This is a genomic window from Sphingobium nicotianae (assembly GCF_018603885.1).
Taxonomy (GTDB): Bacteria; Pseudomonadota; Alphaproteobacteria; order Sphingomonadales; family Sphingomonadaceae; genus Sphingobium; species Sphingobium nicotianae.
Map to the genome: position 1 here is coordinate 275,345 of NZ_JAHGAW010000003.1, position 23,980 is coordinate 299,324.

29 protein-coding genes are annotated in these 23,980 nt (G+C 67.2%); 6 read left to right on the forward strand and 23 right to left on the reverse strand.

The window, feature by feature from the left end; genetic code table 11:
* Positions 1-52: 52 nt before the first annotated feature.
* Positions 53-769, reverse strand: a complete 717-nt coding sequence (locus KK488_RS05845) for a DUF4136 domain-containing protein (protein WP_214622200.1) — start codon at positions 767-769, stop codon at positions 53-55.
* 304 nt (positions 770-1,073) lie between these two features.
* On the opposite strand from KK488_RS05845, the gene pdxH reads away from it, so the two are divergent.
* Genes pdxH through KK488_RS05860 form a run of 3 tightly spaced genes read left to right on the forward strand, consistent with a single transcriptional unit; the run spans position 1,074 to position 3,458 of the window.
* The gene (pdxH, locus tag KK488_RS05850; protein ID WP_214622201.1) at positions 1,074-1,688 is read left to right on the forward strand and encodes a pyridoxamine 5'-phosphate oxidase; all 615 of its coding nucleotides are present in this window, start codon (positions 1,074-1,076) and stop codon (positions 1,686-1,688) included.
* 25 nt (positions 1,689-1,713) lie between these two features.
* Positions 1,714-2,670 carry a cation diffusion facilitator family transporter gene (locus KK488_RS05855; RefSeq protein WP_250890110.1) on the forward strand — a complete coding sequence of 319 codons (957 nt, stop codon included), beginning with the start codon at positions 1,714-1,716 and terminating at the stop codon, positions 2,668-2,670.
* Positions 2,667-3,458 (forward strand): PhzF family phenazine biosynthesis protein, encoded by a 792-nt coding sequence (locus tag KK488_RS05860; RefSeq protein WP_214622202.1) that lies wholly within the window; start codon positions 2,667-2,669, stop codon positions 3,456-3,458. Before KK488_RS05855 ends, KK488_RS05860 begins: the two co-directional genes overlap by 4 nt.
* 145 nt (positions 3,459-3,603) lie before the next feature.
* Here the strand turns inward: KK488_RS05860 and KK488_RS05865 are convergent, their stop codons facing one another.
* Positions 3,604-4,731, reverse strand: coding sequence for a serine hydrolase domain-containing protein (locus KK488_RS05865; RefSeq protein WP_214622203.1), 1,128 nt, complete (start codon positions 4,729-4,731; stop codon positions 3,604-3,606).
* Positions 4,732-4,757: 26 nt separating this feature from the next.
* Between KK488_RS05865 and KK488_RS05870 the strand changes: the two genes are divergently transcribed.
* Positions 4,758-5,093: a hypothetical protein gene (locus tag KK488_RS05870; protein ID WP_214622204.1), complete on the forward strand. Its 336-nt coding sequence runs from the start codon at positions 4,758-4,760 to the stop codon at positions 5,091-5,093.
* Between the two features lie 92 nt (positions 5,094-5,185).
* On the opposite strand, the gene KK488_RS05875 is transcribed toward KK488_RS05870, so the two are convergent.
* A complete protein-coding gene (locus tag KK488_RS05875) occupies positions 5,186-6,127 on the reverse strand; it encodes a DUF808 domain-containing protein (protein ID WP_214622205.1) in 942 nt (313 codons plus the stop codon).
* A gap of 185 nt (positions 6,128-6,312) precedes the next feature.
* Between KK488_RS05875 and KK488_RS05880 the strand changes: the two genes are divergently transcribed.
* Both KK488_RS05880 and KK488_RS05885 read left to right on the forward strand, forming a co-directional pair.
* Entirely contained in the window at positions 6,313-6,549 is a 237-nt protein-coding gene (locus KK488_RS05880) for a type II toxin-antitoxin system Phd/YefM family antitoxin (RefSeq protein WP_250890111.1), read from the forward strand.
* A complete protein-coding gene (locus tag KK488_RS05885; protein ID WP_349356855.1) occupies positions 6,546-6,932 on the forward strand; it encodes a type II toxin-antitoxin system VapC family toxin in 387 nt (128 codons plus the stop codon). Before KK488_RS05880 ends, KK488_RS05885 begins: the two co-directional genes overlap by 4 nt.
* Here the strand turns inward: KK488_RS05885 and ung are convergent.
* From ung to KK488_RS05985, 20 genes are all read right to left on the reverse strand, one after another.
* On the reverse strand, positions 6,929-7,654 hold the full coding sequence (gene ung, locus KK488_RS05890; RefSeq protein ID WP_214622206.1) for a uracil-DNA glycosylase: 726 nt from the start codon (positions 7,652-7,654) through the stop codon (positions 6,929-6,931). The genes KK488_RS05885 and ung overlap by 4 nt on opposite strands.
* 81 nt (positions 7,655-7,735) lie before the next feature.
* On the reverse strand, positions 7,736-8,104 hold the full coding sequence (gene fliS, locus KK488_RS05895) for a flagellar export chaperone FliS (protein ID WP_250890112.1): 369 nt from the start codon (positions 8,102-8,104) through the stop codon (positions 7,736-7,738).
* Positions 8,105-8,176: 72 nt separating this feature from the next.
* Entirely contained in the window at positions 8,177-9,565 is a 1,389-nt protein-coding gene (gene fliD / locus KK488_RS05900) for a flagellar filament capping protein FliD (protein ID WP_214622208.1), read from the reverse strand.
* 98 nt (positions 9,566-9,663) lie between these two features.
* Entirely contained in the window at positions 9,664-10,098 is a 435-nt protein-coding gene (locus KK488_RS05905; RefSeq protein ID WP_214622209.1) for a hypothetical protein, read from the reverse strand.
* A gap of 57 nt (positions 10,099-10,155) precedes the next feature.
* Positions 10,156-11,301, reverse strand: coding sequence for an EscU/YscU/HrcU family type III secretion system export apparatus switch protein (locus tag KK488_RS05910; protein ID WP_214622210.1), 1,146 nt, complete (start codon positions 11,299-11,301; stop codon positions 10,156-10,158).
* Between the two features lies 1 nt (position 11,302).
* Positions 11,303-12,082, reverse strand: a complete 780-nt coding sequence (fliR, locus tag KK488_RS05915) for a flagellar biosynthetic protein FliR (RefSeq protein WP_214622211.1) — start codon at positions 12,080-12,082, stop codon at positions 11,303-11,305.
* Entirely contained in the window at positions 12,079-12,351 is a 273-nt protein-coding gene (fliQ, locus tag KK488_RS05920; RefSeq protein ID WP_214622212.1) for a flagellar biosynthesis protein FliQ, read from the reverse strand. The genes fliR and fliQ overlap by 4 nt, the downstream gene beginning before the upstream one ends.
* Before the next feature lie 16 nt (positions 12,352-12,367).
* Entirely contained in the window at positions 12,368-13,198 is an 831-nt protein-coding gene (fliP, locus tag KK488_RS05925; protein ID WP_250890113.1) for a flagellar type III secretion system pore protein FliP, read from the reverse strand.
* Positions 13,191-13,460 (reverse strand): FliO/MopB family protein, encoded by a 270-nt coding sequence (locus KK488_RS05930; protein WP_214622213.1) that lies wholly within the window; start codon positions 13,458-13,460, stop codon positions 13,191-13,193. Before KK488_RS05930 ends, fliP begins: the two co-directional genes overlap by 8 nt.
* Entirely contained in the window at positions 13,457-13,789 is a 333-nt protein-coding gene (gene fliN / locus KK488_RS05935; protein WP_214622214.1) for a flagellar motor switch protein FliN, read from the reverse strand. Before fliN ends, KK488_RS05930 begins: the two co-directional genes overlap by 4 nt.
* A 15-nt stretch (positions 13,790-13,804) precedes the next feature.
* Complete coding sequence (locus tag KK488_RS05940; protein WP_250890114.1) at positions 13,805-14,677, reverse strand: flagellar motor switch protein FliM; 873 nt, start codon at positions 14,675-14,677, stop codon at positions 13,805-13,807.
* Positions 14,678-14,715: 38 nt separating this feature from the next.
* On the reverse strand, positions 14,716-15,345 hold the full coding sequence (locus KK488_RS05945; RefSeq protein ID WP_214622215.1) for a flagellar basal body-associated FliL family protein: 630 nt from the start codon (positions 15,343-15,345) through the stop codon (positions 14,716-14,718).
* Positions 15,346-15,357: 12 nt separating this feature from the next.
* Positions 15,358-17,076: a flagellar hook-length control protein FliK gene (locus KK488_RS05950; RefSeq protein ID WP_214622216.1), complete on the reverse strand. Its 1,719-nt coding sequence runs from the start codon at positions 17,074-17,076 to the stop codon at positions 15,358-15,360.
* On the reverse strand, positions 17,073-17,501 hold the full coding sequence (locus tag KK488_RS05955; protein WP_214622217.1) for a hypothetical protein: 429 nt from the start codon (positions 17,499-17,501) through the stop codon (positions 17,073-17,075). Before KK488_RS05955 ends, KK488_RS05950 begins: the two co-directional genes overlap by 4 nt.
* Entirely contained in the window at positions 17,498-18,826 is a 1,329-nt protein-coding gene (locus KK488_RS05960; protein ID WP_214622218.1) for a FliI/YscN family ATPase, read from the reverse strand. The genes KK488_RS05955 and KK488_RS05960 overlap by 4 nt, the downstream gene beginning before the upstream one ends.
* Positions 18,823-19,488 (reverse strand): FliH/SctL family protein, encoded by a 666-nt coding sequence (locus KK488_RS05965; RefSeq protein ID WP_214622219.1) that lies wholly within the window; start codon positions 19,486-19,488, stop codon positions 18,823-18,825. Before KK488_RS05965 ends, KK488_RS05960 begins: the two co-directional genes overlap by 4 nt.
* Positions 19,481-20,494, reverse strand: a complete 1,014-nt coding sequence (gene fliG / locus KK488_RS05970; RefSeq protein ID WP_214622220.1) for a flagellar motor switch protein FliG — start codon at positions 20,492-20,494, stop codon at positions 19,481-19,483. The genes KK488_RS05965 and fliG overlap by 8 nt, the downstream gene beginning before the upstream one ends.
* Positions 20,487-22,238, reverse strand: coding sequence for a flagellar basal-body MS-ring/collar protein FliF (fliF, locus tag KK488_RS05975; RefSeq protein WP_214622221.1), 1,752 nt, complete (start codon positions 22,236-22,238; stop codon positions 20,487-20,489). The genes fliG and fliF overlap by 8 nt, the downstream gene beginning before the upstream one ends.
* Before the next feature lie 6 nt (positions 22,239-22,244).
* On the reverse strand, positions 22,245-22,601 hold the full coding sequence (gene fliE, locus KK488_RS05980; RefSeq protein WP_214622222.1) for a flagellar hook-basal body complex protein FliE: 357 nt from the start codon (positions 22,599-22,601) through the stop codon (positions 22,245-22,247).
* 17 nt (positions 22,602-22,618) lie between these two features.
* Positions 22,619-23,875 (reverse strand): sigma-54 interaction domain-containing protein, encoded by a 1,257-nt coding sequence (locus tag KK488_RS05985; RefSeq protein WP_214622223.1) that lies wholly within the window; start codon positions 23,873-23,875, stop codon positions 22,619-22,621.
* Between the last annotated feature and the right edge of the window lie 105 nt (positions 23,876-23,980).

Sequence of the window (23,980 nt, forward strand, 5' to 3'; positions counted from 1 at the left end):
CGCCATGGCTATTCATCTGGCGATTATGGCGCGTGGCCGCAAGAGGCGAGGTCTAACGGCTCGCGACCTTCTCGCCCGGGCCGCTCGGAAAGCGGTCGAACAGGGCGGCGGCGAGACGCGTGGCGATGGCCTGCTCGGACCAGTGCGAATCGCCCTCGCGCGTCGCGATCTCGGCGCGGCCTTCCCAGAGCGGCTTGCCGGTCGCGCGATCCAGCAGTCGCGCTTCAAGGCGCGTGGAGACCAGCGCCTTGCGCGGCTTGGAAAGATCGACGGCGACCGCCATGCCGGTGAAGGTGCCGTAATTGGAGGCGCCAACCGTCACCTCGCCGCTGACCGGCTTGCGCTTCTGCTCCTGCGGGACGAGCACGTCGCGCACGATCTTGATCTCGGCGATCTGGCCGCCGTTCGGATCCGGCTTGATCGTGTCGTAGCCGGCCTTCACGAGCTGATCGATGACGGCCGCTTCATAAGTGGGCTGATCGCCCGCGCCGGTCGTGCTGCCTTGGGCGATCGTGACAGCGACCGGGCCGTGGCCGAGCGCATTGCCGGCATCGTCGGCGGTGAACTGCGCCGCGTCGACCTTGCCCTCGCGCGGATCGGCCGCGCTGCTCGCGGCACGGGAGAGGCGCGAACCGCCCCAGTCACCGCGCCCGAGGCCGCCATAGGGACCGAAGCCGCCCCGGCCCCAGCCGGGCTGGGCGGTGGCGGGCATGGCGGCGGAAAGCGCGCCGATCAGCAGCAGCGATGATGAAAATCGAATGGCACTCATAGTTCTTCCCCGATCGTGCCACCCACGGAGCATCCTACATATGCGAAGATTGCGCTCCGGTGAACATGGGCGCTCAATGCGATCGACCGATAGGGCCTTCTATTCCTTGGATTTTTCAGAGAGCTGCCGGGAAACTTCATCAACTTCACACGTGTGCGCAATGGGAATTAAATGAAAGTTCCGTCTTTTCAAATCGTTGCATCTCTCACGTACTGATTTTGGAGGCCGTAGGACATCGTTTTGTCGCCACTGCGGGGCCTGCGCCATGCTCGACACTGCCGGGCGCGAGGGTTAGGAAAGCGGCATGACCGAGCCTTCCTCCCCAACCTCCCCGACCACCACCAGCGACGATCCCTTCGCGCTGTTCAATACCTGGTATGCGGAGGCCCGCGCCGGGGAGCCGGATTCCAACGCCATGGCGCTCGCCACCGCCGATGCCGCCGGGCACCCCTCCGTTCGCATGGTGCTGCTCAAGGGCCATGGACCGGACGGCTTCCTCTTCTACACCAATCTGAACAGTCGGAAGGCAGCCGAGCTCGCGGCCAATCCCCATGTCGCCCTGCTCTTCCACTGGAAGTCGCTGCGCCGGCAGGTGCGCATCGAAGGCCCGATCGGCCCGGTCGATGCTGCGACGGCCGACGCCTATTTCGCCAGCCGCGCCCGCGATTCCCAGCTCGGCGCGTGGGCGTCCGACCAGTCCCGGCCGCTCGACCGGCGCGAGACGTTCGAGCAGCGCTTCCGCGACGTCGAGGCGCGCTTTGCCGGTAGCGCGGTGCCGCGCCCGGCCAACTGGTCCGGCTTCCGCGTGACGCCGCTCGCCATCGAGTTCTGGCTCGACCGGCCGCACCGCCTGCACGAGCGCACGCGCTATGAGCCGGATGGCAAGGGTGGCTGGAGGTCCGGCCTGCTGTTCCCATGAATGGCCCGGTGATGAGACTGCGGTCATGACCCCGACCGAAGGCGGCGCGCTCAATCGCGGAGCCGCGCTGGCGAGCGTCAGCGTTGCCCTGATCCTGAGCGCCCTCAAAATCTATGCCGTCTGGCGGACCGGCTCGATCGCGATGCTGGGCTCGCTGGCCGACACCGGGCTTGACCTGATCGCCAGCATCGTCACGCTCATTGCCGTGCATGTCTCCGCCCAGCCGGCGGATCATGAGCATCGCTTCGGCCACGGCAAGGCCGAAGCACTTGCCGCGCTCTTCCAGGTATCGATGATCAGCATCGCCGCGGTGGGCATCATGATCCGCTCGATCGAGCGGATTGGCGGGGCGGGCGAGCCGACCGCGATCGGCTATGGCATCGGCGTCTCGCTCTTCGCGATGGCGCTGACCGTGCTCCTGGTCTGGTATCAGGGACGTATCATCCGCGCGACCGGATCGGTGGCGATCAGCGCGGATAATCTCCATTATCGCAGCGATCTCGCGCTCAACGCCTCGGTGATCGCCGCGCTTGTACTTGAAGCGATGCTCCACGTGCATGGCGCCGACGCCCTGTTCGGCCTGGCGATCGGCCTCTGGCTCGCCTGGGGCGCCTGGAAGACCGCCGTCCATGCGATCGACCAGCTCATGGACAAGGAATGGCCGGTCGCCAAGCGCGAGCAGTTCCTCGCGGTCGCCTCACGCCATCCCGCGCTTGCCGGCATTCACGACCTGCGCACCCGGACCAGCGGCTCGCAAGATCTCGTGCAGTTCCACATGTGGGTCGACCCGGCCATGACCATGGCGAAGGTCCACGAAGTGATGGACGAGGTGGAAGCGGCGCTGCTCGCCGAATTTCCCGGTATCGAAGTGCTGATCCACCCGGACCCGGAAGGCCATGTCGACATCAAGGACCCGATCGCCGGGCGCGACGCGCACGATCTGATCGCGGATCTCAAGGCAGCGGAGGACAGCCGGAAATGACACGCATCCCGTTCACGCAGGTGGATGCCTTTGCCCATGCGCCCTTCACCGGCAACCCGGCGGCGGTCATGCCGCTCGAGCGCTGGCTGGACGACGCCGTGCTGCAGGGAATCGCGCAGGAGAATAATCTCGCCGAGACGGCCTTCACGGTGAAGCTGCCTGAGGGAGCCGGCGCGGATTATGAGCTGCGCTGGTTCACGCCGGCGGTCGAGGTGGCGCTCTGCGGCCATGCCACGCTGGCGAGCGGGCATGTGCTGATGGGGCATGCGCCGGACATCCGCTTCCGCACCCGCAAGGCCGGCGACCTCATCGTCTCGCGATCGGGCAGCGGCTATGCGCTCGATCTGCCGGCCTGGGAGATGGCGCCGGCCGCCCGCGCCGACATCGCTGCGCTGATGGGCGGGCCGGCGCCGGAGGCAATGCACTGGCGAGAGGGCGGCTATGCACTGCTGGTCTATGCCGACGAGGCGGCGGTGCGGGCCTTGTCGCCTGATTTCCCGGCGCTCGCGAAGCTCGGTGACCTGCTCATCATCGCGACCGCGCCGGGCAGCGAGACCGATGTGGTCAGCCGCGCGTTCGCGCCGGGGGCGGGCATCGACGAGGATCCGGTGACGGGATCCGCCCACTGCCTGCTGACGCCCTATTGGGCAGCGCGGCTCGGGCGCGAGCGCTTCACCGCCTATCAGGCGAGCAGGCGGGGCGGCTATGTCGGGTGCCAGCTGGCGGGCGATCGGGCGGTGCTGACCGGGCAATGCAGGACGGTGATCGAGGGGGGGTACCTCCTATAATTTTCACGTTCGTCCTGAGTAGGAGACTGAGCTTGTCGAAGGCTCCGTATCGAAGGGTCAGTCCTCGGTCCTTCGATACGCCATTTCGACAAGCTCAATGGCTACTCAGGACGAACGGAGGTGGGAGCGTTTGGCCGCTCTGTGCCTACTCCGGAAACCGCCGCACCAGACTCGCCAGAGCATCGCGCAGCGGCGCGATCTCCTCGTCGCGGCTGTTGCCGAGGCGGACGATCACCAGCTGCTGCGCCGGTGAGATGAGCACGAACTGGCCGCGATGGCCGATCGCCGCCATGACCTGCGGGCTGGCATGGCCGGGGAAAAGCTCGCTCTCTTCGCTCGGCCGGTTGAGCCAGAGTTGCGCGCCATAGGCGGGATTGGCCGGCGAGGGCGCGAACATCACGTCGAACCATTTGTCCGAGACCAGCTGGCGCCCGTTGGCGCGGCCGCGATGGCGGATCAGCTCGCCAAGCCGGGCATAATCGCGTGCGGTCATGTGGAGGAAGGCCGCGCCCTGCAGCGTGCCGGCCTCGTCATATTCGGGAGCGAGGCCGGTGAGGCCGAGCGGGCCGGAGAAGCGGGCGGCGAGGAAGCGCGCCATGGCATCGCGCCGCTGCTGCGGGCCGGCGCCGGGCGCCAGCTGATCGGTGACGATGCCGGCGAGGATCATGCTGGTCGCGCTGCTATAGACGAAGCGCGTGCCGGGCGGATCGACCAACGGCTTGGCGGCGGCGAATGCGGCCTGATCGCGCGCGCCCTCGCCCACGACCATGTCCAGCGCGTCGCTATGGCCGCCGGGTTGCCATAGCTCGCTGTTTTGCAGACCCGAGCGCATCTGGAGCAACTCGCGCAGGGTGATCGCCGAGCGCGGATCGCCCGGCTGATGCCAGGCCGGAATGGGCGCGGGATCGTCCAGCCCGAGCCGGCCATCGGAAACCATGATGCCGACCAGCAGTCCGGTCACCGTCTTGGCGATCGACCAGGAGAGGAAGCGGCTCTGCGGCCCGTAGCCCGGCGCATAACGCTCGGCGATGATCCGGCCGCCGCGCATCACGACGAGCGCGCGCGTCTCGCCGGACCCGGGGCCATCCGCCTCGTCGAAAAAGGGATCGATCGCCTCGCGCAGGGCGAGGGCGGAGACGCCGTCGCTATCCTTGAGCACTGCATAGCGGCTCGCCGGAATGTCCTGCGAGGCGCCGGGGACCGCAAGCAGGGCACCGGCGCCGAGCAACGCAAGCGCGGCGCACAGCGTGACGATCTTCGTTTTGCGCTTCATGGGGTCTGGCCCTATCACGCCCGGCAATGAAAGGGGACGGCAAGATTGCGACTCGGCTGGGCCGGCGCCTCATCTGGGTGCCGGTGGCGCTCATCGCCTTTTACACGGCGGTCAGCTGGACGGGCTGGCAGCGTCACGCGGGGCAGGCGGCAGGCCTGGGCGCGCGCATGGCCTGCTCGTGCCGCTATATCGAGGGGCGCGATCTCGCGAGCTGCCGGGGCGACCTCTCCGGGATCGACTGGATGCCGCTGGTCCGTTATTCGGACGACGAGCGGGAGCGGCGCGTGACCGGCTCGGTGCCGCTGCTCGCCTCGCGCTCGGCGAAGCTGAAGGACGGGTTCGGCTGCCTGCCGGAGCGCTGAGGCACGCCAACGCCCGTCATGCTGAACTTGTTTCAGCATCCATCCGCCCCGCAGACCCAGGTCGAATCCGCGAAATGGACCCTGAAACGAGTTCAAGGTGACGTGAACGCCTGGTTCTTCCCCCGCACTTTCTGGACCGCATGCACGACCGCGACGACGCCCAGCCCGACCAGAAAACCGAAGATCGCCGAGAGCAATGCGCCGATCGTCCAGACGATGATCCCGGCGTGGCTCACCGCCGCGCTCGCCGCGTGGACCAGGTGCGGCAGGGCGGACAGCGGCGAATGCTCGAGGCCGTGCAGGATGATGCCGCCGCCGACCCAGAGCATCGCGACCATGCCGACCGTCTCCAGCAAGCTCAGGATCATCGGCATCAGCCGGACGAGACTGCGCCCGACGGCGCGGATCGCCGCGCCGCCGCGCCGGGCGAGATGCAGGCCGATATCGTCCAGCTTCACGATCAGGCCAACCGCGCCGTAGACGCCGATGGTCACCAATATGCTGACGATGACGAGGACGACGCCCTGCTCCCAGAGCGGTTTGCTCGCCACGTCGGCCAGCGCGATGGCCATGATCTCGGCGGAGAGGATGAGATCGGTGCGGATCGCGCCGGACACTTTCTCCTTCTCCAGATGCGCCGGATCGCCTTCCTCGGGCGCCGCCTCCTCGCCATGGCCGCCATGGACGATCTCGAGAATCTTCTCGGCGCCCTCGAAGCAGAGAAACGCGCCGCCGATCATGAGCAGCGGCGTGATCGCGACTGGCAGGAGCGCGCTCAGCAGCAAGGCGGCGGGCAGCAGGATCAGCAGCTTGTTGCGCAGCGAGCCCAGCGCGATGCGCCAGATCATCGGCAGCTCGCGCTCGGGCGAGAAGCCGGTCACATAGGTCGGCGTGACGGCGGTATCGTCGACCACCACGCCGGCCGCCTTCACGCTGGCCTTGCCGGCCGCCGCCGAAACGTCATCCAGCGAGGCCGCGGCGAGGCGTGCAATGGCGGCGACGTCATCGAGAAGGGCGGCGAGGCCGGAAGCCATGGAGGATGATCCGATTCGAGGGAATGGCGTCTCTCCCTGCCGGAATTTTCGCCCGTGGGAAAGGCGACTGTCCTTCCGTCCAGCACAGGAGCTAACTGGCGGCCTTGCCCGCGACCTCGGGGATGGAATACTTGTGGATAGATCGCGACCGGACTAAGGCTACTTAGTCTAGTCCGGGAGGGATCATGGACGTCGTCAATATCCACGAAGCCAAGACGCACCTGTCCCGCCTGGTCGATCGCGCCGCGCGGGGGGAGAGCGTCGTCATCGCCAAGGCGGGTCGGCCGATGGCCAAGCTGGTGCCGCTGGACGCCCCGGCCGCCCGCGAGCGGCGGCGCACCGGCTTCCTGATGGGCGAGCTGCGCATTCCCGACGATTTCGACCGCATGTCCGCGCCCGGCTTCGGCGACCGGACGCGGTGAAGCTGCTGCTCGACACGCGGCTGCTGCTGCTCGCCGCGAGCCAGCCCGATCGCCTGAGCGCCACCGCGCTGCGGCTGGTGCGCGATCCGGACAATGACCTGCATTTCAGCGCGGCGAGCCTGTGGGAAATTTCGGTCAAGAGCAGTGTCGAGCGGCCGGACCTGCTGGTCGATGGCCAGCGGCTGCGGCGCGGCCTGATCGACAATGGCTATCAGGAGATCAGCGTGACGGGCGAGCATGTCGTCGCCGTCGCGGCCCTGCCTCCGCGGCACAGCGATCCGTTCGACCGCCTGCTTGTGGCACAAGCGCTGATCGAGGGGCTGACGCTGGTGACGGCCGATCCGGCGCTGAACGGCTATCCGGGGTCGATCCGGCAGGTTTAAGCCGAAATGGGCAAGGTCCAGTCGATCGCGCCACGGCCATTCGCTTCCAGAAATGCGTTGGCGCGCGAGAAATGGCGGCAGCCGAAGAAGCCGTTGTGGGCCGAGAGCGGTGAGGGGTGTGGCGACTTGAGTACCAGGTGCCGGCCGGCGCCGCCGGCATCGGCGACGGACGCCGCCTTCTTCTGGGCATAGGCGCCCCAGAGCAGGAAGGCGACCGGCGCCTGCTGCGCCGCGACGCGCGCGATGACCGCATCGGTGAACCGCTCCCAGCCCTTGCCGGCATGCGCGCCGGCCTGGCCTTGCTCCACCGTCAGCACGCTGTTCAGCAAAAGTACGCCCTGCTGTGCCCAATGGACGAGATGACCATGACCGGGCGGGACGAAGCCGACATCCTCGCGCAGCTCCTTGAAGATGTTGACCAGGCTCGGCGGCGGCGGGACGCCGGGCAGGACGGAGAAGCACAGGCCGTGCGCCTGCCCGGGACCATGATAGGGATCCTGCCCGAGGATGACCGCGCGCACGGACGTCAGCGGCGTCATGGCAAGCGCGTTGAACCAGTCCTTGCCGCGCGGGAAGATGGGCGCCCCGGCCGCGCGACGCGCCACAAGGAAGCGCTTGAGATCGGCCATGTAAGGAGCGGAAAATTCCCCGGCCAGAGCGTCCCGCCAGCTCGCGTCGAGTGCTTCGGGAATAGCGGGGGACTCTGCGGGCGAGACGGACATGGGCGATGCCTACCGCCCCCTGCCCATCCCTGCCAAGGGGAAATGGGCCGCATCAGCCCCGGCGTCGCCGGAGCGAAACGTTCAGCCGATCTGATTCCAGGCGCTGGCGATTTCCGCGATGAAGCCGCGCGCGTCTTCCATCGATGCAGCCTCCCCGGTCGAGGTCGCCTGCAGCGTGCGGCGGCGCACCTCGCGATAGACGATGGCGAGGCTCAGCGCGACTTCGCCGCCACGGTCGTGATCGAGGCTGGTCTCGAGCGCGTGGAGAATGGCGAGCGCGCGGGTCTGCCGATCGAGGCATTTGTGGCGATCGCCGGCTTTCAGCGCCAGCGCCGATGTGTCGAGCGCAAGCAGCAGCTCATCGAACAGGATCTTCACGAGCTGGTGGGGACTGGCGCCCTCGACGCGGCTGCCGGTATCGACCGCGGCATAGCGCTTGAGAGCTTTCATCGGTTGCTGACCCATGTACATTTTTTCGTTCCCCTCTGCTGGTCGTGATCGTGGTCGGCGCGTTCTGGGCGCTTAGTTCTTGCTGCTGTTCCACTGCGCGATCTGCTGATCCAGATAGGACTGGGTCGACTTGATCTTGAGCAGCTGCGTCTGCATCGCCGAGTAGGTCTTCGTCAGCCGGTCGCTATAATCGGTGCGGTCCGTGCCGATCTTGTCGAGCTGGGTCTGCAGACTCTTGGCGAGATTGTCGTAGATCGCCTTGGAACTGGCGAGCGGACCATCGGTGGCGTTCAAATAGTCCGTGACGCCCTTGAGCGCGCCCGCGATGCCCGGATTGGTCGTCGACGGGACTGTCGGATTGAGCATCTGCGTGACGGCCTGCGGATTCTTCGCGAGCGCCGCGTTGAGCACCGTCGAATTGAGCGTCAGCGTGCCGTCGCGCTGCGTCTGCACGCCCAGATCGCCGAGCGTCCTGTAGTCGCCGGTGTCGGTGAGCTGCGTCGAGACGAGAGAGGCGAGGCGGCGCGACATTTCGCGCAGGCCGCCGTCGGACGACAGGAGCCCCACGGTCTTGCCGTCGGAGCTGCCGTTCATCGACGTGTTGAGTGCCGTCTTGAGATTATTGTAGGCGGAGACGAACTCGCCGACCAGATCAGCCATGCTCGAGGTGGGCTGGTCGGTCGCCAGGGTGACCGTGGTGCCCGGCGCAGCCCGGTTGAGGTCGATGCGCACATAGGGAATAGCCGTCGTCACCTGGTTCGAAGCGAACTCCATGTCGACGCCGTCGATGGTGATCTTGGAATTGCTCGCCTGCTGCTGGCGCGCCATGCCACCGGTCGTGCCATCCCAGGTGAAGCGCTGGAGATCGGCATCAGCGGTGGCGCCGGCGCTCAGGGTGAAGGCATTCGCTGCGCCCGTCGCGCCCTTCAGCACCAGCCGCGCGCCCGACTGATCGGTCACGATCGAGGCGCTGACGCCGGCCTTGGCGCTGTTGATTGCGGTCGCCAGATCCTGCAGCGTGTTGTGGGGGCTGGTGAGTGTGATCGTGGTGGAGGTCGAGCCCACGGTCAGCGTGAGATCGCCTGTGCCGGCGACGGCGGTCGAAGCGCTCAGCGCCGGTCCCTGCAGCACCTGTGCATTGGCAAGCGCGCGCACTTCCAGCTGGGCGGGCAGACCGGTCGGCACTCCGCCCGTCAACAGGCCGACGGCCGCGATCGACGTGTCGTTCGAGACGGGCGTGCCGTTATAGTCGGCCGACTTGAGCAGCTCGGTCAGGGCATTCGAGAAGGTGTCGAGCGCACTCTTGGCCGAGGCGACGCCGGAGACGCGCGCGCTGTTGGTCGTGACGCGTGTGTTGACCGCGTTCGCTTTGGGATCGTAGGTCGCGGCGGTCAGCTGGGACACGAGCGAGGCCGTGTCGATGCCCGAACCGATGCCAAGAGTGGATGCAATATCGACCATGCGAATTTCCCTTCATTCCCCAGAACGACCGTGCGCGGCGGTTCTTTAGGGAGACCGGGCAGGAAAAACGCTTTTCCCCAATCGGGCCGTCCCAGGCTTCAGTTCGCGGCGGCTTCGACGATGATCGGGGTTGCGTGGGCCTGGGCCGCGCGGGTCTGCGCCGTCTGCCGGGCGATCGTCTGGGCGACCTGCGCGACGAAGGCGACGATCATCGGATCTGCCGGCGGCAGGGGCAGCACGACGATCGGATCGGGCATCAGCGCGACGATCGAGCGCTCAGCCTTCTGCGCCGCCTCCGAGCCCCCGACGCGATCGGACGGAATCCCCGCCAGCACGTCGGCAATATCAGCCTTGAGCTTTGCATAATCGGCCGCCGCGCTTGTTCGCTCGGCGATGCCGGGCGCGGAATGCGTGCCGGTTTCGATGCCGCTGCGCATCGATTTTACCGGCACAGGCGGGCGCACGGCGGGACCGCGCTCGGTTGCGCTGGCCACCGGCGCCACGGGCCCGGTTCGAGACAAGAATTCGCTCATGACACACCATCTCTAATGTGTCCCCGTCACCAAAAGACGGACGAGTTCAATGAAGCTTTAATTCACTGTGTTCTTGCCATCCGAATCGAAGCGCATCGCCTCGGGCAGATCGACATGCGGGCGATCCATCTCGTTCGCCATGCGGTTCTCGACGCGGAACACGAAGGCGAGCACGGTCGCCACCGCCATGAACAACCGCTCGTCGATCTCCTGGCCCGCGCGCGAGGTGAAGTAGATGGCGCGGGTCAGCTCCGGATATTGAAGGACGGGCACTTCCTTCTCATTGGCATAGGCGCGGATCGCCGCAGCGGTCTCATCGACCCCGCGGGCAAGGACCAGCGGCGCGGCGTCGCGGCCGGGATGATAGCGCAACGCCACGGCGAAGTGGGTCGGGTTGGTGAGGATGACCGAGGCCTCCTCGACCGCCTTGCGCACCGAGCCATTGAGCGTCTCATATTGCCGGCGGCGAATGGCACCCTTGGCCTCGGGCGAGCCTTCCGCTTCCTTATGCTCTTCCTTGATCTCCTGCTTGGTCATGCCCAGGCGCCGGGCGCGCTGGATCATCTGCGCGGGCACGTCGATGCCGGCGACCAGGAACAGCGAAGCGGCGAGCGCCAGCGCCACGAAGATGAAGATCGAACCCAATTCGCTGATCGCCGGCTCGATGCCGAGCTTGCCCATATTGGCGATCGCGCCCATCCGCTGCCAGAGCAGGTAGAGGCCGATCGAGCCGATCACGAGGATCTTGACGATCGACTTCAGCAGCTCGACCAGGCCCTGGATACCGAAGATCTTCTTGATGCCGTTGGCCGGATTGAGCTTGCCCGGCTTGAAGGAGAAAGCCTCGGCGCGGAAGCCGAGCGAGCCGAGCATGGCGGGCGCGGCGAAGGCCGCGACGAGCGTCACCGCCAGCACGCCGATGAGCGGCACGGCAATGGTCGAAAGGAGATGCGCCGCGCGCTGCTCCGGCGCGAAGCCGGCCACGTCGCTCGCATCGAAGCGCAGGCCCTCGGCCAGCATCTGCTTGATCGCGCCGACCATGCTCGGGCCAGTCACGGCGAGCCAGGCGATGCCGGCCATCGTCACCAGCGCGGTGGAGAGCTCGCGCGACTGAAGGATGTCGCCTTTCTTGGCGGCGTCCGACAGGCGCTTGGCTGTCGGCTTTTCCGTCTTTTCGCCGCCGCTGGGCGCCTCTTGTGCCATGTCAGCCGCCCGACAGGGTCTGGACCATGTCCAGGCTCGAGCGCAGGGCCTGCGTGATCGCCTCGCCCATCACGGGCGCGCCGACGGCGAGGAGGATGAGACCGGCGAGCAACGTCGCGGGCATGCCGACCGAGAAAAGATTGAGCGAGGGCGCGGTGCGCGCCAGCATCGCCATGACGAGCTGGACGAGGATGATCGTGAAAGTGACGGGCAACGCGATCACCGCCCCCATCGCGAACATCGAGCCGCCGAACGCGGCGATGCTCTGAAATACGGCCGCCGGCATCAGCCCGCCACCGGGGGGCAGCGCCTGATAGCTCGCGATGATGTAGCGGATCAGCAGCAGATGGCCGTCCATGGCGAGCAGCAGGAAGGTCGCGATGATCGAGAGGAACTGGCCGACCACGGCGGTGCTGTTGCCGCTCAGCGGATCGACCATCGAGGCGAAGCCGAGGCCCATGGCGTTGGCGATCGATTCCCCCGCGATGAAGGCCGCCGAATAGCCGATCTGCAGCGCGAAGCCGAGCGACAGACCCGCAACGACCTCGCCGCCGATCAGGGCGATGCCGGCGAAACTGGCAAGCCCGTCCGCCGGCAAGGTGAAATGGACGCTGGAAAGCGCGGCCATGCCGATCGCCATCGAGAGGATGATGCGCAGCTGCACCGGCACGGCGGCCGCGCCGAACACCGGCGCCGCGATGAAGGCGGCGCCCGGGCGGATCATCGCAAGCAGCAGAAGCCAGAGCTGCGCCTCGACGCCGGCAAAGCCCGGTGCAATCACGCGAGGATGTCCGGTATCCGCTCGAAGATCTCGCGCGTGAAATCCGCGACCAGCATGAGGATCGAGGCGCCGAACAGGACGAGCGTCGCGCCCACCACGATCAGCTTCGGGACGAAGGAGAGTGTCGCCTCGTTGATCGAGGTGGCGGCCTGGAACATGCCGACGAGGATGCCGCAGACCAGAGCGGGCAGCAGAATCGGCGCGGTGGCGAGCGCCGCCACCCAGAGCGCCTGCTGCGCGATGCCAATGAAGAAATCACCATTGTCCATGGATCGCTCCTTCCCGTCAGGTCGCGAAGGAGCCGGCGAGGCTGCCCATGGTGAGCGCCCAGCCGTCGACCAGCACGAAGAGCAGCAATTTGAACGGCATCGAGATGATCGTCGGCGAGAGCATCATCATGCCGAGCGCCATCAGCGTCGAGGCGACGACGAGATCGATGATCAGGAACGGCAGGAAGATCATGAAGCCGATCTGGAAGGCGGTCTTGAGCTCGCTCGTCACGAAGGCGGGCAGCAGGATCGTGAAGGGAATGTCGGCGGGCGTGCGGAAGGCGGGCGCCTTGGCAAGACCCTGGAACAAAGCGAGGTCGCTCTGGCGGGTCTGCTTGGTCATGAAGCCGTGGAACACCTTGCCCGAGCGGTTGATCGCTTCCTCGATGCTGATCTGGCCCGCGCCATAAGGCGTGTAGGCGGTCTGCGAGATCTGGTCGATCGCCGGGCGCATCACGAACATGGAGAGGAAGAGGGCGAGGCCGACCAGCACCTGGTTGGGCGGCGTCTGGGCGAGGCCGAGCGCCTGGCGCAGCAGTGACAGCACGATGATGATGCGGGTGAAGCTGGTCATCATGAGCACGAGCGACGGCAGCACCGTCAACAGGCTCATCAGGACGAGGATCTGCAGCGACAGCGAGAGCGGGCGGCCATCGCCCGAGACGTCGTCCAGCGCCTTGGTGAGCGCGCCCGAGGCCTGCGCGGCGGCCGCGGGCGGCGCCGCGGGCGCCGCCTGGGCGACGGGCGTGGTCGACGGAGTGGCCTGCGCGAAAACGGGCTGCACGAGGCTCGTCGCGCTCAACAGGAAGGCGAGCAGGAGGACGAACGAGCGCATGGCCTTAGCCATTGAGCGGATCGCTTTCGGAAATCTTCTCGATCTTCCCCCGCGTGACGGAGAGGAGGATCTTCTTGCCGTCGAACTCGACGACGGCGAGCTTGCCGAAGGTGCCCATCGGCAGCACTTCAAGCAGCTTGACGTTGCGGTCATTCTGGCCGGCGAGCATACCCGGCTGATATTTGCGCCACAGCCACAACGCGCCAAAGGCCATGCCGCCGATCATCGGCAGCAGGATCAGGAGCTTCAGGAAATACCAGCCAAGAGCGCTCATGCCCGGCGCTCAATACCCGCAAGTCTTGCCTCCGTCGAGGCGATCTCGACGACCCGCACGCCATAGCGGCCATTGACGGTGACGACCTCGCCGCGTGCCACCAAAGTGCCGTTCACCATGATGTCGAGAAGCTCGTCGGCCTGGCGATCGAGCTGCACGACGCTGCCCTCGCCCAGGTTCATGATCTCGGCCAGGCGCAGCTGGGTGGAGCCCACCTCCACGGACATGCGCACCGGAATGTCGGCGAGCAGCCGCATGTTGCGGCCGAGGCCGGCGTCTGCCGCCTGCATCTCGCTGTCCAGCCGGGGGGCGTCGCTCATATCACTCATTATGTTTGTCCTTGCTTACGCCAGTTTTTCGATCATGAAGGCCGCGCAGCCATCCTGTTCGCCGATCGAACCGTGCGCGAAGACGCGCTCGCCGATCAGCAGCGGCAGGTGCCGTGCAATGTGAATGGGGATGATGTCGCCGGGCTTCAGCGCGACCAGTTCGGCAATCTTGAGATTGGGCCGCGCCAGCACCGTGCGCGCCGGGAAGCGGACGTCGTCGAGACGGTTCGCAAGACCGGCCTGCCAGACCGGATCGGCCGGGCGCGTGTCCTGGGCCGCGCTCTTGTCCGTGCCGGCAATATCGAGAGCGGCAAGGCCATCCTTGGGATAGACGATCTCGATGGTGGTGTGATGCTTGTCGCCCAGATCGATCTCGAAGGCCTGAACGACAACCTCGGCCTCGCCGGCCATGATCTCGGCCTGGCCAACGTTGGTCTCGCGGCCGAGCAGGACGGCCTCCACCGGCGCGAGCTCGCTCCAGCAGTCGACCAGGGCAGCCACGACAGTCTCGGCAATGCGCACCGCAAGGCGCGTTTCGGTCGGGGTGAACTCCCGGCGGTCGCCGGCGCCGCGCGAACTGTGGCCGCCATAAAAGCGATCGACCAGCTGCGTCACCAGATCGGCATCGACCCGCAGCGTCACCGGGCCCTTGATCGGATGCAGGCGGTAGAGCGAGAGGCTCACGAAACTGGGGACGCAGGCATCCCACATCATGAACATGGTATTGTCGAGCGGCCGTGCGCTCACCAGCGGACGGCCGCCGCTATAGGGCTCGATGATCGCGCGCAGGCGCTTGGCGAGCCGGTCGCCCAGCTTCTCCATTCCGCCAAGCACGGCCGCCGGCTGGTTGCCGGGCCGCCCGAAGGCATAAGGTTGCACGTCTTGCATCGTCTTCAGTCCCCGCCAGACCCCCGTCCGGCACGGCGCTATTGAATAACGAAATTGGTAAAATAAACGTTATCAACCCCGCCGTAGCCGGTGTTCGCCTTCAGTGTATCGTTAATGATCTTCAGCAATTTGGCCTGCAAAGCCTCTTTGCCTTTCGGTGTGCTGAGCTCGGCCTCCTGCTCCTGCGCCATCATCAGCAGGATCGCCGAACGAATCGCCAGCTCGTGAGTCGTCACCGCCTGGATGACGCGTTGGTCATAATAGGTCGAAACCGCGATCGAAACTTGCGCGAACGCGTCGCTATCGATCAGGTTCGACGTGAAGGGCGCAGGAATCTGGAAGTAAGTTGCCTGATAAGCGGACGGATTCTTGGGCCGGGGTAGATCGACACCCTTGCCATGCTCCTCCGACGCGCCATGTGCCTCGCCCTCGGCTTCCTTCGCCTTGGCCTCGGCTTCCTCGCCGATCTTGACCGGATCCTCGCCCTTCAGCACCAGCTTGGGCTTGTTGGGATCTTCCGAAATGGCTTCCTTGTGGGCGCCACCGGCCGCAAAAAAACCGGCTGCCGCGCCCCCGCCGCCCAGCAGGGCGACCGCGCCAACGATAATGATCAATTTCTTTTTGCCACCGCCCTTCTTGGCGCCGGCATCTGCTTTTGCGTCGCTCATCGGTCTGCTCCTTTAGGCGAAGCGCACGCGTCCGTCCGCGGCCCGCTGGGCGGGCGCGCGCGCGGATGCGTCGCTCGGCTGATTGCTGTCATCCCGAGCGACCCGGCGGACCCAGTCGCTCGCTTGTCCCTGATTTCCCTGACCACCATTGCCGGCGCGACCCTGCGCCTGGCCTTGCCCGGCCTGCTGTTGCATCTGGCCGGCAGGATCGCCGCCGGGGCGCTGCTGGTCGCGGCCCTGATCGAAGCTGCCCGAGGAGGACTTCTCGACCGTGATCGTGCCGAGGCTGAGCGCGGCGACGCGGGCATCGTTCTGCAGCGCCTGGCGCCCCGCGTCGAGGCGCTGGGCGGCCTCGTCCGTCTCGGTCATGAGGCGGACGTTGGTCGTGCCCTGATCGCTCCACAGATCGACCTGGAGGCGGCCGAGATGAGGCGGATTGAGCGTGAAGCGGCTATGGCCCGATCCATCGGCAAGGCCGGCAATCTCGCGCGCCACGCGGTCGATCCACTGGCCGGAAACGCCCATGTCGATGACCTGATCGCCCAGTGCCTGGCCGGTCGAAGGACCGGCGACGCCACGGACAGCCGCAGCGGGAGCGGAAAGCTCGGACTGGATGACCGGCGGCAGGCCTTCGACGATTGCGCGGAGCGGCGTATCGGCCGCGACGGCATTGCCGGCGCCGAACGGGGCGCCGTCGACTGTCTTGGCGGCAGGCGCAGTCGAGCGTCCAGGTCGATCACCGGGTGGCGAGGCGACGGTCCCGGAGGAGAGGTCGACCGATGCGGCTGCGACATCGCCCGCTGCGACGCGCGGCACGCCACGCGAGCGGGTCGAGGCCGGGCGCGTCACCGCCGGGAGCGGATCGAGCGTCAGCGGACCCTGATCGCCCGCCGACTGAGGCAGCGCGCCGGGCGTGTCCTGCGCCATCGCAGCGACAGTCTGCGCGGAAGCAGCCTGCTGCGCCGTGGCGGCGAGGCCGGGCTGCGGCACGGCGGTCGGCAGCGTCGTGCTGGCGATCGGGCCATCGCTGATCGTCGGGACCGGCTGATCGGCATATTTGATGAGCGGCGCGTCCTTGATCGGACCGGCCGGAGTCATCGTCAGCGTCCAGACCTTGGCCACCGCCCCGCTCGGCGAGTCGTTCGTGGGCGTGGCATCGGGCTGGATGTTCGGTGGCGTCACCGTCACGGGCTGCACCGGAAGGGGCATGACCGGACCGGGTTGGGTCGCGCCCTGCGCGATGCCCAAGACAGCGACAGCCTCGTCCTCCTCGCCCTCCTGACCGTCCGCGCGCGACGTGACCGGGTCAGTCTTGCCGGGCTTTTCGGTCGCGTTGGTGCCGTCGACGAGAATGATCGGGGCGTGGTAGCCCGGCTGATCGGGCGTCACGGGCACCGCGTGGGGCGCCTTGGCGACCGGTTTTCTGGCGCCGTCGATGGGAATGGGGGTGGTGGCGCCATCGGGCGTGACGACGGTCAGGCCGGCGGGCGGCGTCACCGCCGCGCCCTGCCCGCCACTTGCTATCCCATCCGATCCATTATCGACCACGAGGCGAGGCTCGGCCTGATTGCTCTGCCCACCGAGCTGCGCGGCACGGTCTACCAGGGCGGCGAACTGACCGCGGCCGGCGACGCCGGCTTGCTTGCCGGAGGCTGCACCCGCGCCGGCCTGCGCCGTGTCCGAGGCGCCCTTGCCGGTGACCCGGCCGACCAGACCTGCAAAATCGATCATTCTTCCAGTCCCTTGTTCTGCATCCGGCGGTAGCTGGGCAGCGCCGCCAGACGAGCCTCGCGCTGCGCCTCGCGGGCAGCATGAGCCTTGTCCTTCAATCTCCCGGCAATCTCACGATCGCGATCCGCCACGATGCGCTCGGCATCGCGCTGGTCGATCCGGCGGTTCGCATCGTAAAGCGCGCCGTCGAGCTGCCGGCCGGCACGCTCGAGACGCCCGGCCAATTCCCTGCGTGAAGCAAGAAGCGCGCCATTTGTGACGCCCTCGCCATCGAACAACTCCTCGCGCACTTTTGCGATACGCCGGGCATTGTCCTCGATCTGGCTCGCCTCGTCGCGCGCGCTCATGACGGCGCTCACGGCCTGGCTATGCTGGACGTGCCGCACGCGCAGCAGCCGCTTGCGCGAGGCGATGAGCCGGCTCACGCGCCGAACTCCGCGATCAGCGCGGCGATGCTGTCATCGGCATCGATGGTCGACTTGCTGCTCTGCTTGAGGAAGGCGAGCAGCTGGCCGCGGCGCTGCACAGCCTCATCGATCACCGGATCGTTGCCGGGGCGATAGGCGCCCATCAGGATGAGGTCGCGATTTTCCTCATAGGCCGCCCAGAGCTGGCGATAGGTGGCGGCGGCCGCGAGATGCGCGTCGTCGACGATGTCGGCCATGACGCGCGAGAGCGACCTGCCGACATCGATCGCCGGGAAGATGCTCTGCTCGGACAATTGCCGGGACAGCACGATATGCCCGTCGACGATGGCGCGCGCGGTGTCGACAATGGGGTCGTCATTGTCGTCGCCATCGGCCAGCACCGTGTAGATCGCGGTGATCGAGCCGCCCGAGCGGCTGTCGACGCCGGCGCGCTCGCACAGGCGCGGAATGAAAGAGAGAGCCGAGGGCGGATAGCCCTTCATCGCAGGCGGCTCGCCCAGCGACAGGCCGATCTCGCGCTGGGCGTGGGCGCAGCGGGTGAGGGAATCGATCAGCAGCAGCACCTGCTTGCCGCGCGCGCGGAAATATTCGGCGATAGCGGTCGCGCGGGCCGCGGCGCGCAGACGCAGTACCGGCGGATGGTCGGCCGGCACCGCGACCACGACGCTCTTGTGCATCTGGCCCTTGAGCTTGGTCTCCAGAAAGTCGCTGACCTCGCGGCCGCGCTCGCCGATCAGGCCGACGACCACCACGTCCGCTTCCGCGCCCATGATCATCTGACCCATCAGCACCGACTTGCCGACGCCCGATCCGGCCATGATGGCGATGCGCTGGCCGCGCCCGGCGGTCAGCAGCGAGTTGATCGCCCGCACGCCGACGTCGAAGCGCTCCAGCACGCGGCCGCGATCGAGCACATTGCCCTTCACGCCATTCAGCGGCCACTGCCCGTTGGCGAGGATCGGTCCCTTGCGGTCGAGCGGCTGGCCCATCGCATCGACGACGCGGCCGATGAGCCCCTCACCGACCTGCACCATGTTCGCGGCGCTGTCCGGCTCGACGCGCGCGCCATTCTCCAGCGGGGCGTCCTGATCGAGCGGCACCAGCACGGTGCGGTTGCCGCGAAAACCGACGACCTCGGCGCGCACGGGATGGCCGTCCGCCGCATAGATGCGCGCGCCCGCGCCGATGGGGCGGGAAAAGCCCGTCACTTCCAGCATGCCGGCATCATGGCCGACGAGGCGCCCGATATGGCGGGGCGCCTGATTGGGAACCTGCATATGATCGAGGATCCTCGCCGCCTGAGCGAGGTGGGCGCGCATCATATGTGCCCCTCCATGTCGTCCATCAGCGCCTTGAGCCGTGCGATGCGCACGTCCGGACCATCCTCGACCCAGCCATCGGCCGTGGCGAGGCGCACCGAGCCGCGCGGCAGATCGGGATTGGCGGCCAGCGCCACGCCCGTCTGCGCCATGTCGAGCAGCGGGAGATCCTCGGGATTGACCTCGAGCACGGTCTTCGCGTCGTCACTGTCGATGCAGGCGGCGACTGCCGCGCAGCGCGCCTGCAGAACCTGCTCATCAACCGCGACATCGCCGATGATCTGGCCGACGAGGCGGATCACGGCCTGCGAGATCATGGTCGCGAGCGTGCCTTCGCCAGCCTTGGCGATGAGTTCGATCGCGGTTGTCAGGTCCCTGCGCGCGGCATCGTCCTGCTCCAGCGCCTCGCGGGTCACGCGCTCGCCCTCCTGGAAGCCCTGGACGAACGCCTCCTGCGCGGCCTGCTCGACCGGGTCGACATCTTCGAGCACGCCGGGTGCATGCGTCGTCTGGCCCGGATGGGTCACATTCCAGGCGCGGCTGCCCTGCTCATCGCTGTAGAGCGTTCGGAAGGCTCGGCCGCTATTACCGAGGCTGCCGAAATTGCCCCAACCGGTGATTGGCTCGACCCCGCCCATCTGTTCGCTTGACCAGATCTTAGACATAGTCGTCGCCCTTGCCGCCGAGCATGATCGTGCCTTCGTCGCCCATGCGGCGCGCCTCGGCGATGATTTGCTTCTGCGCGTCGAGCACCTCGGCAAGGCGCATCGGGCCGCGCTCCTCCATCTCGTCGGCGATAGACTGAGCGGCGCGCTGCGACATGCAGCCGAGGATCTTGGTCTTGAGCATGTCGCTCGCGCCCTTGAGCGCGACGACCAGCACGGCGCTGTCGATCGAGCGCATGACCGTGCCGAGATCCTTGTCGGCCAACTCCAGCAGATTCTCGAAGATGAACATCTCGTCCTCGATCGATTGCGAAACCGCCCGGTCGCGCTTGGTCAGCGCCTTCATGATCCGCTGCTCATGATCCTTGCGGATATTGTTCATGATCGCCGCAGCCTCGACGGTGCCGCCGCGCTTGGTGGTCTGGCCGCCGCTACGCGGCCCACCGGAGCGGTTGCCGATCAGCTGCTCGAGATCGTCGAGCGCCTCGCCGCTCACCGGGCCGAGCGTCGCGACGCGATAGACGACATCGTCCTGTGCGTCGGCCGGGAGAAGTTGCAGCACGGAGGCGGCCGCTGCTGGATCGAGATGCGCGAGCACGATCGCCATGATCTGCGGATGCTCCCGCTCGATGATCCCGGCGATTTCCACCGGCTCCATCCATTTCAACATGGAGAGCTTGGTCGAGCTGGTCGGGGGCGTGATCTTGGCGAGCATATTGTCAGCGCGATCCGGCCCCAGCGCCTTGTGCATGGCGCCGCGAATATGCTTGCTGGCGCCATAGCCGATCGTCGTGCGGCCCTTGGCCTTGTTGACGAACTGGTCGAGCGCGAGATTGACCTCGTCGACCTCGACATCGGCCACGTCATACATGGCATAGCCGAGCTGGCGGACCTCGTCGGGCTCCAGGCGCGAGAGAATCTGCGCAGCCTCATCTTCGTCGAACAGCATGAGGAGGACGGCGGCAGCGGCGCTGCCCGACATCTTCTTGGCTTCCGCGTCAGGCATCGGCCTTGGCTCCATCCTTGAGGAGATCGCGCACCACCAGGGCGGCGCGGTCCGGATCCTGCTTCACGAAGTTGCGGATGAGAGCGGCGCGATCGGTATAATCATGCGTCGAGCTGATCATGTCGAGCGTGACCCTCTTGTCGGGATCGGCGACGGCGGCCCGGCCAAGCTCGGCCTGGATCTCGTCGCCGAGTTGCCTGGCGACAGCTGGATCGGCAGCGATGGCGGCGGCCGGATCGGCGGTCTTGGCATTGGCCCAGCGCTTGAGCAGCGGGCGGCCGATGCCGAAGAGCAGGAGCAAGGTTACCAGCAGGGCCGAGACATTGCGGGCCAGCAGCGGCACCCAGCTCGCCTCGTACCAGGGCGTGGCGGCGACCGCGTCGGCATTGTCGACGAACTTGCGGCCAGACAGAGCGACCACGTCACCGCGCGTCTGGTCGAAGCCGATCGCGCCCTTCACAAGCGCTTCGAGCGCGGCGATTTCCTGCGGCGTGCGCGCCTTGCCATCCGGGCCATTGTCGAGCGCGACGGCGATCGACAGGCGCTTGACGGTGCCGACAGCATCGCGCGTCACCGAGACCTCGCGACCAAGCTCGAAGCTGCGGTTGAAGGTTTCGGCGGTCTTGAAGGGCGGCATGCCGGGCACTGCCGGCGTCGCCGCAGCCCCGCCCTGAGCCGCCTGGGCCGCAGTGGGTGGCGGGCCGGCCGGATTGGCGGGATTGACTGGCGGATTGGCCTGCAGCGCGCCGGGAACGCCGCCGGGGGCAGCGCCGGCGCCATTCTGCGCGTCGCTGTTCCAGGTGCCCTGCTCGGTGCGCAGGCGCGCCTCATCTTGCGGGTAGGTTTCGCGCGTCGCTTGCCGCTCCGCGAAATTCACCTCGGCATGGACTTCGGTCGAGAATTTGCCGGCGCCGACAATCGGCGTCAGCAGCGCCGTCACCGCCTGGCGATAGCGCTCCTCGATGCGGGTCTGCGTCTCGAGCTGGCGATCGGTCTCGCCATTGCTGTTCTGGCTGAGCAGCCGGCCGTTCTGATCGACCACCGAGACGGATTCGGGCGACATGTCCGCCACCGACGAAGCGACGAGATGGACGATCGCCTCGACCTGGCTCTCGGACAGCGAGCGGCCGCCGGCGAGCTGGAGCATGACCGAAGCGGTCGGCTTGTTACGCTCGCGCAGGAAGATGCTCGGCGGCTCGACGGCGAGGTGGACGCGCGCCTTCTGCACGGCGTCGATCGCCTCGATCGTGCGGGCGAGATCCATTTCGCGCGCGGTACGCAGCTTCTCGCCCTCGACGGCACGGCTCGCGCCCATGGGCATGGTGTTGAGCAAGGTGTCGCCATCGGGCGCGCTCTTGGGCAGGCCGGCGCCGGCGAGCTTCATCTTGGCGTTGAAATAATCGTCCTCGGAGACGGTGATCGCGCCGGTCGTCTTGTCGAAGCCGTAGCCGATGTTGCTCTTGGTGAGGACGTCCGCCACCGCCGACTGATCGGCCTCGGGTAGGCCGCGGAACAGATCGCGCTGCGGCGGTTCGCGCAAGGCCAGCCAGGCGAGCCCGGCCATGGCCGCAACGCCGATGAGGCCAGCCATGGGCAGGCTGCGCTGGACGGCGGGCTGCGCCAGGAAGCCGGTCAGGCGGAGTCGGAGACCCTCGGCGCCGCCGCCAAGGCCGCGCGCGGCAAGAGCGGGAAGACCGGCAGAAGCGGCGCCGCCGCCCGTCGTGGTGATGTTCGCGTCGCTCATCTTACATTACACCGGCATGCTCATGATGTCCTTGTAGGCGGACAACAGTTTGTTGCGGACTTGCAGGGTCGTTTCGAAGCCGATCGACGCCTGCTGCTTGGCCAGCATGACGCCGGCGATATCGGTGGTGTCGCCACGTTCATATGCTGCGGCGGCGTCGCCGGCCTGCGTCTGCAGGTCGTTGACGCCGTTGATCGCGCTCTTGAGCGCCTGGGTGAAATCGGCCTTGCCGGCCTGATCGGGCGCGCCCGAAACCCCGCCCCCGATGCCGCCTGCGGCGCCATTGGACACGTCCTTGAGCGCATTATTGCGCTGGAGGATCGACTGGCGCAGCGCCAGGACATTATCGACGGAAATTGCCATCTCTCTTGCTCCCTCGCTTAACCAGCCATCGCCAGGTCACGCATTTCGGCGAGACGATAGCGAAGGGTGCGCTCGGAAATGCCGAGCAGGGCGGCGGCGCGGCCGCGATGCCCGCCCGTGTCGCGCAGCGCGGAGCGGATCGCGTCCGCCGCGGAGGCGCGGGCGACATCCTGCAACCTGGCGGGAACGACGGTGTTCGGCGCCGGAACCGGAGCGATCGCCGGAGCGATGCTGAGATCCCACAACTCGATGCGGCTGCCCTCGCGCAGCACGATGGCGCGCTGGAGTACATTGCCAAGCTCGCGGGCATTGCCGGGCCAGGCATGGGCGGCGAGGCCGCTCAGCGCGTCCCAGGTCGGCCAGGCGAAACCGGTCGGCGCATTGCCCTGATTCTGATGGCGCAGCAGGAACGCGGCGGTGATGGCGACGATGTCGCCCGGCCGCTCGACCAGTGAGCGCAGCTGGAGCGGCATCACGTTGAGGCGCCAGTAGAGATCCGCCCGGAACCGGCCGGCCTCGGCCTCGGTTGCCAGATCGCGGTTGCAGGCCGCGATGACGCGGACATTGACCGGCACCGGGTGCGTGGCACCGACCGGCAGCACTTCGCCCTCCTGCAGCGCGCGCAGCAGCTTGGCCTGCAGCGCCAGCGGCAGTTCGGCAATCTCGTCGAGGAACAAAGTGCCGCCATTGGCGGCGAGGAACAGACCGTCGGAAGAAGCGCCAGCGCCCGTGAAGCTGCCCTTCTTGTGGCCGAAGAGCATGGCTTCCATCATCGTCTCGGGCAAAGCGGCGCAATTGACCGCGATGAAATCCCTGTCGGCACGCGGCGAATGATCATGCAGAAAGCGGGCGATGCCTTCCTTGCCAGTGCCGGTCTCGCCCTGGACCAGCACGGTGGCGTCGCTGGCCGCGATCCGCGCGGCGAGGCGCATCAGCGTCGCGCTGGCATCGTCGCCGACCGCCGGCATGCGCACCGGACGCAGCAGCTCGGCAATCAGGGCGAAGGCCATCACCTTGTCCTGAGGACCGAAGGCGATGCGGGCCGGAAAGCCGTCCACCGCCGGCATCAGCCGAGGCTCACCCTCGCGCCATTCGATCAAGATGTCGCGGCAGGTCGCATGGGCGATTTCCTCGGCAAGGAGGATGCGCTGCGTGGATTTGCCACGCGGCGCCTGGGCGTCCACTGGACGAATGGAATAGCAGGCAGTGTCAAGCCAGGCGCCAAGGTCCGGCAACAGCCGGTGGACGCGCTGGCTCATGTCGACAGGCAACATGCGTCAGTCCCCATTTGGTGGTCCGTGCTCCCCCGAGCCGTGACCCTTTCGATGAACAGCTTGTCGCCGAAAATGCTTAGCAAGGTGTTAATCGTGCCGGGCCCT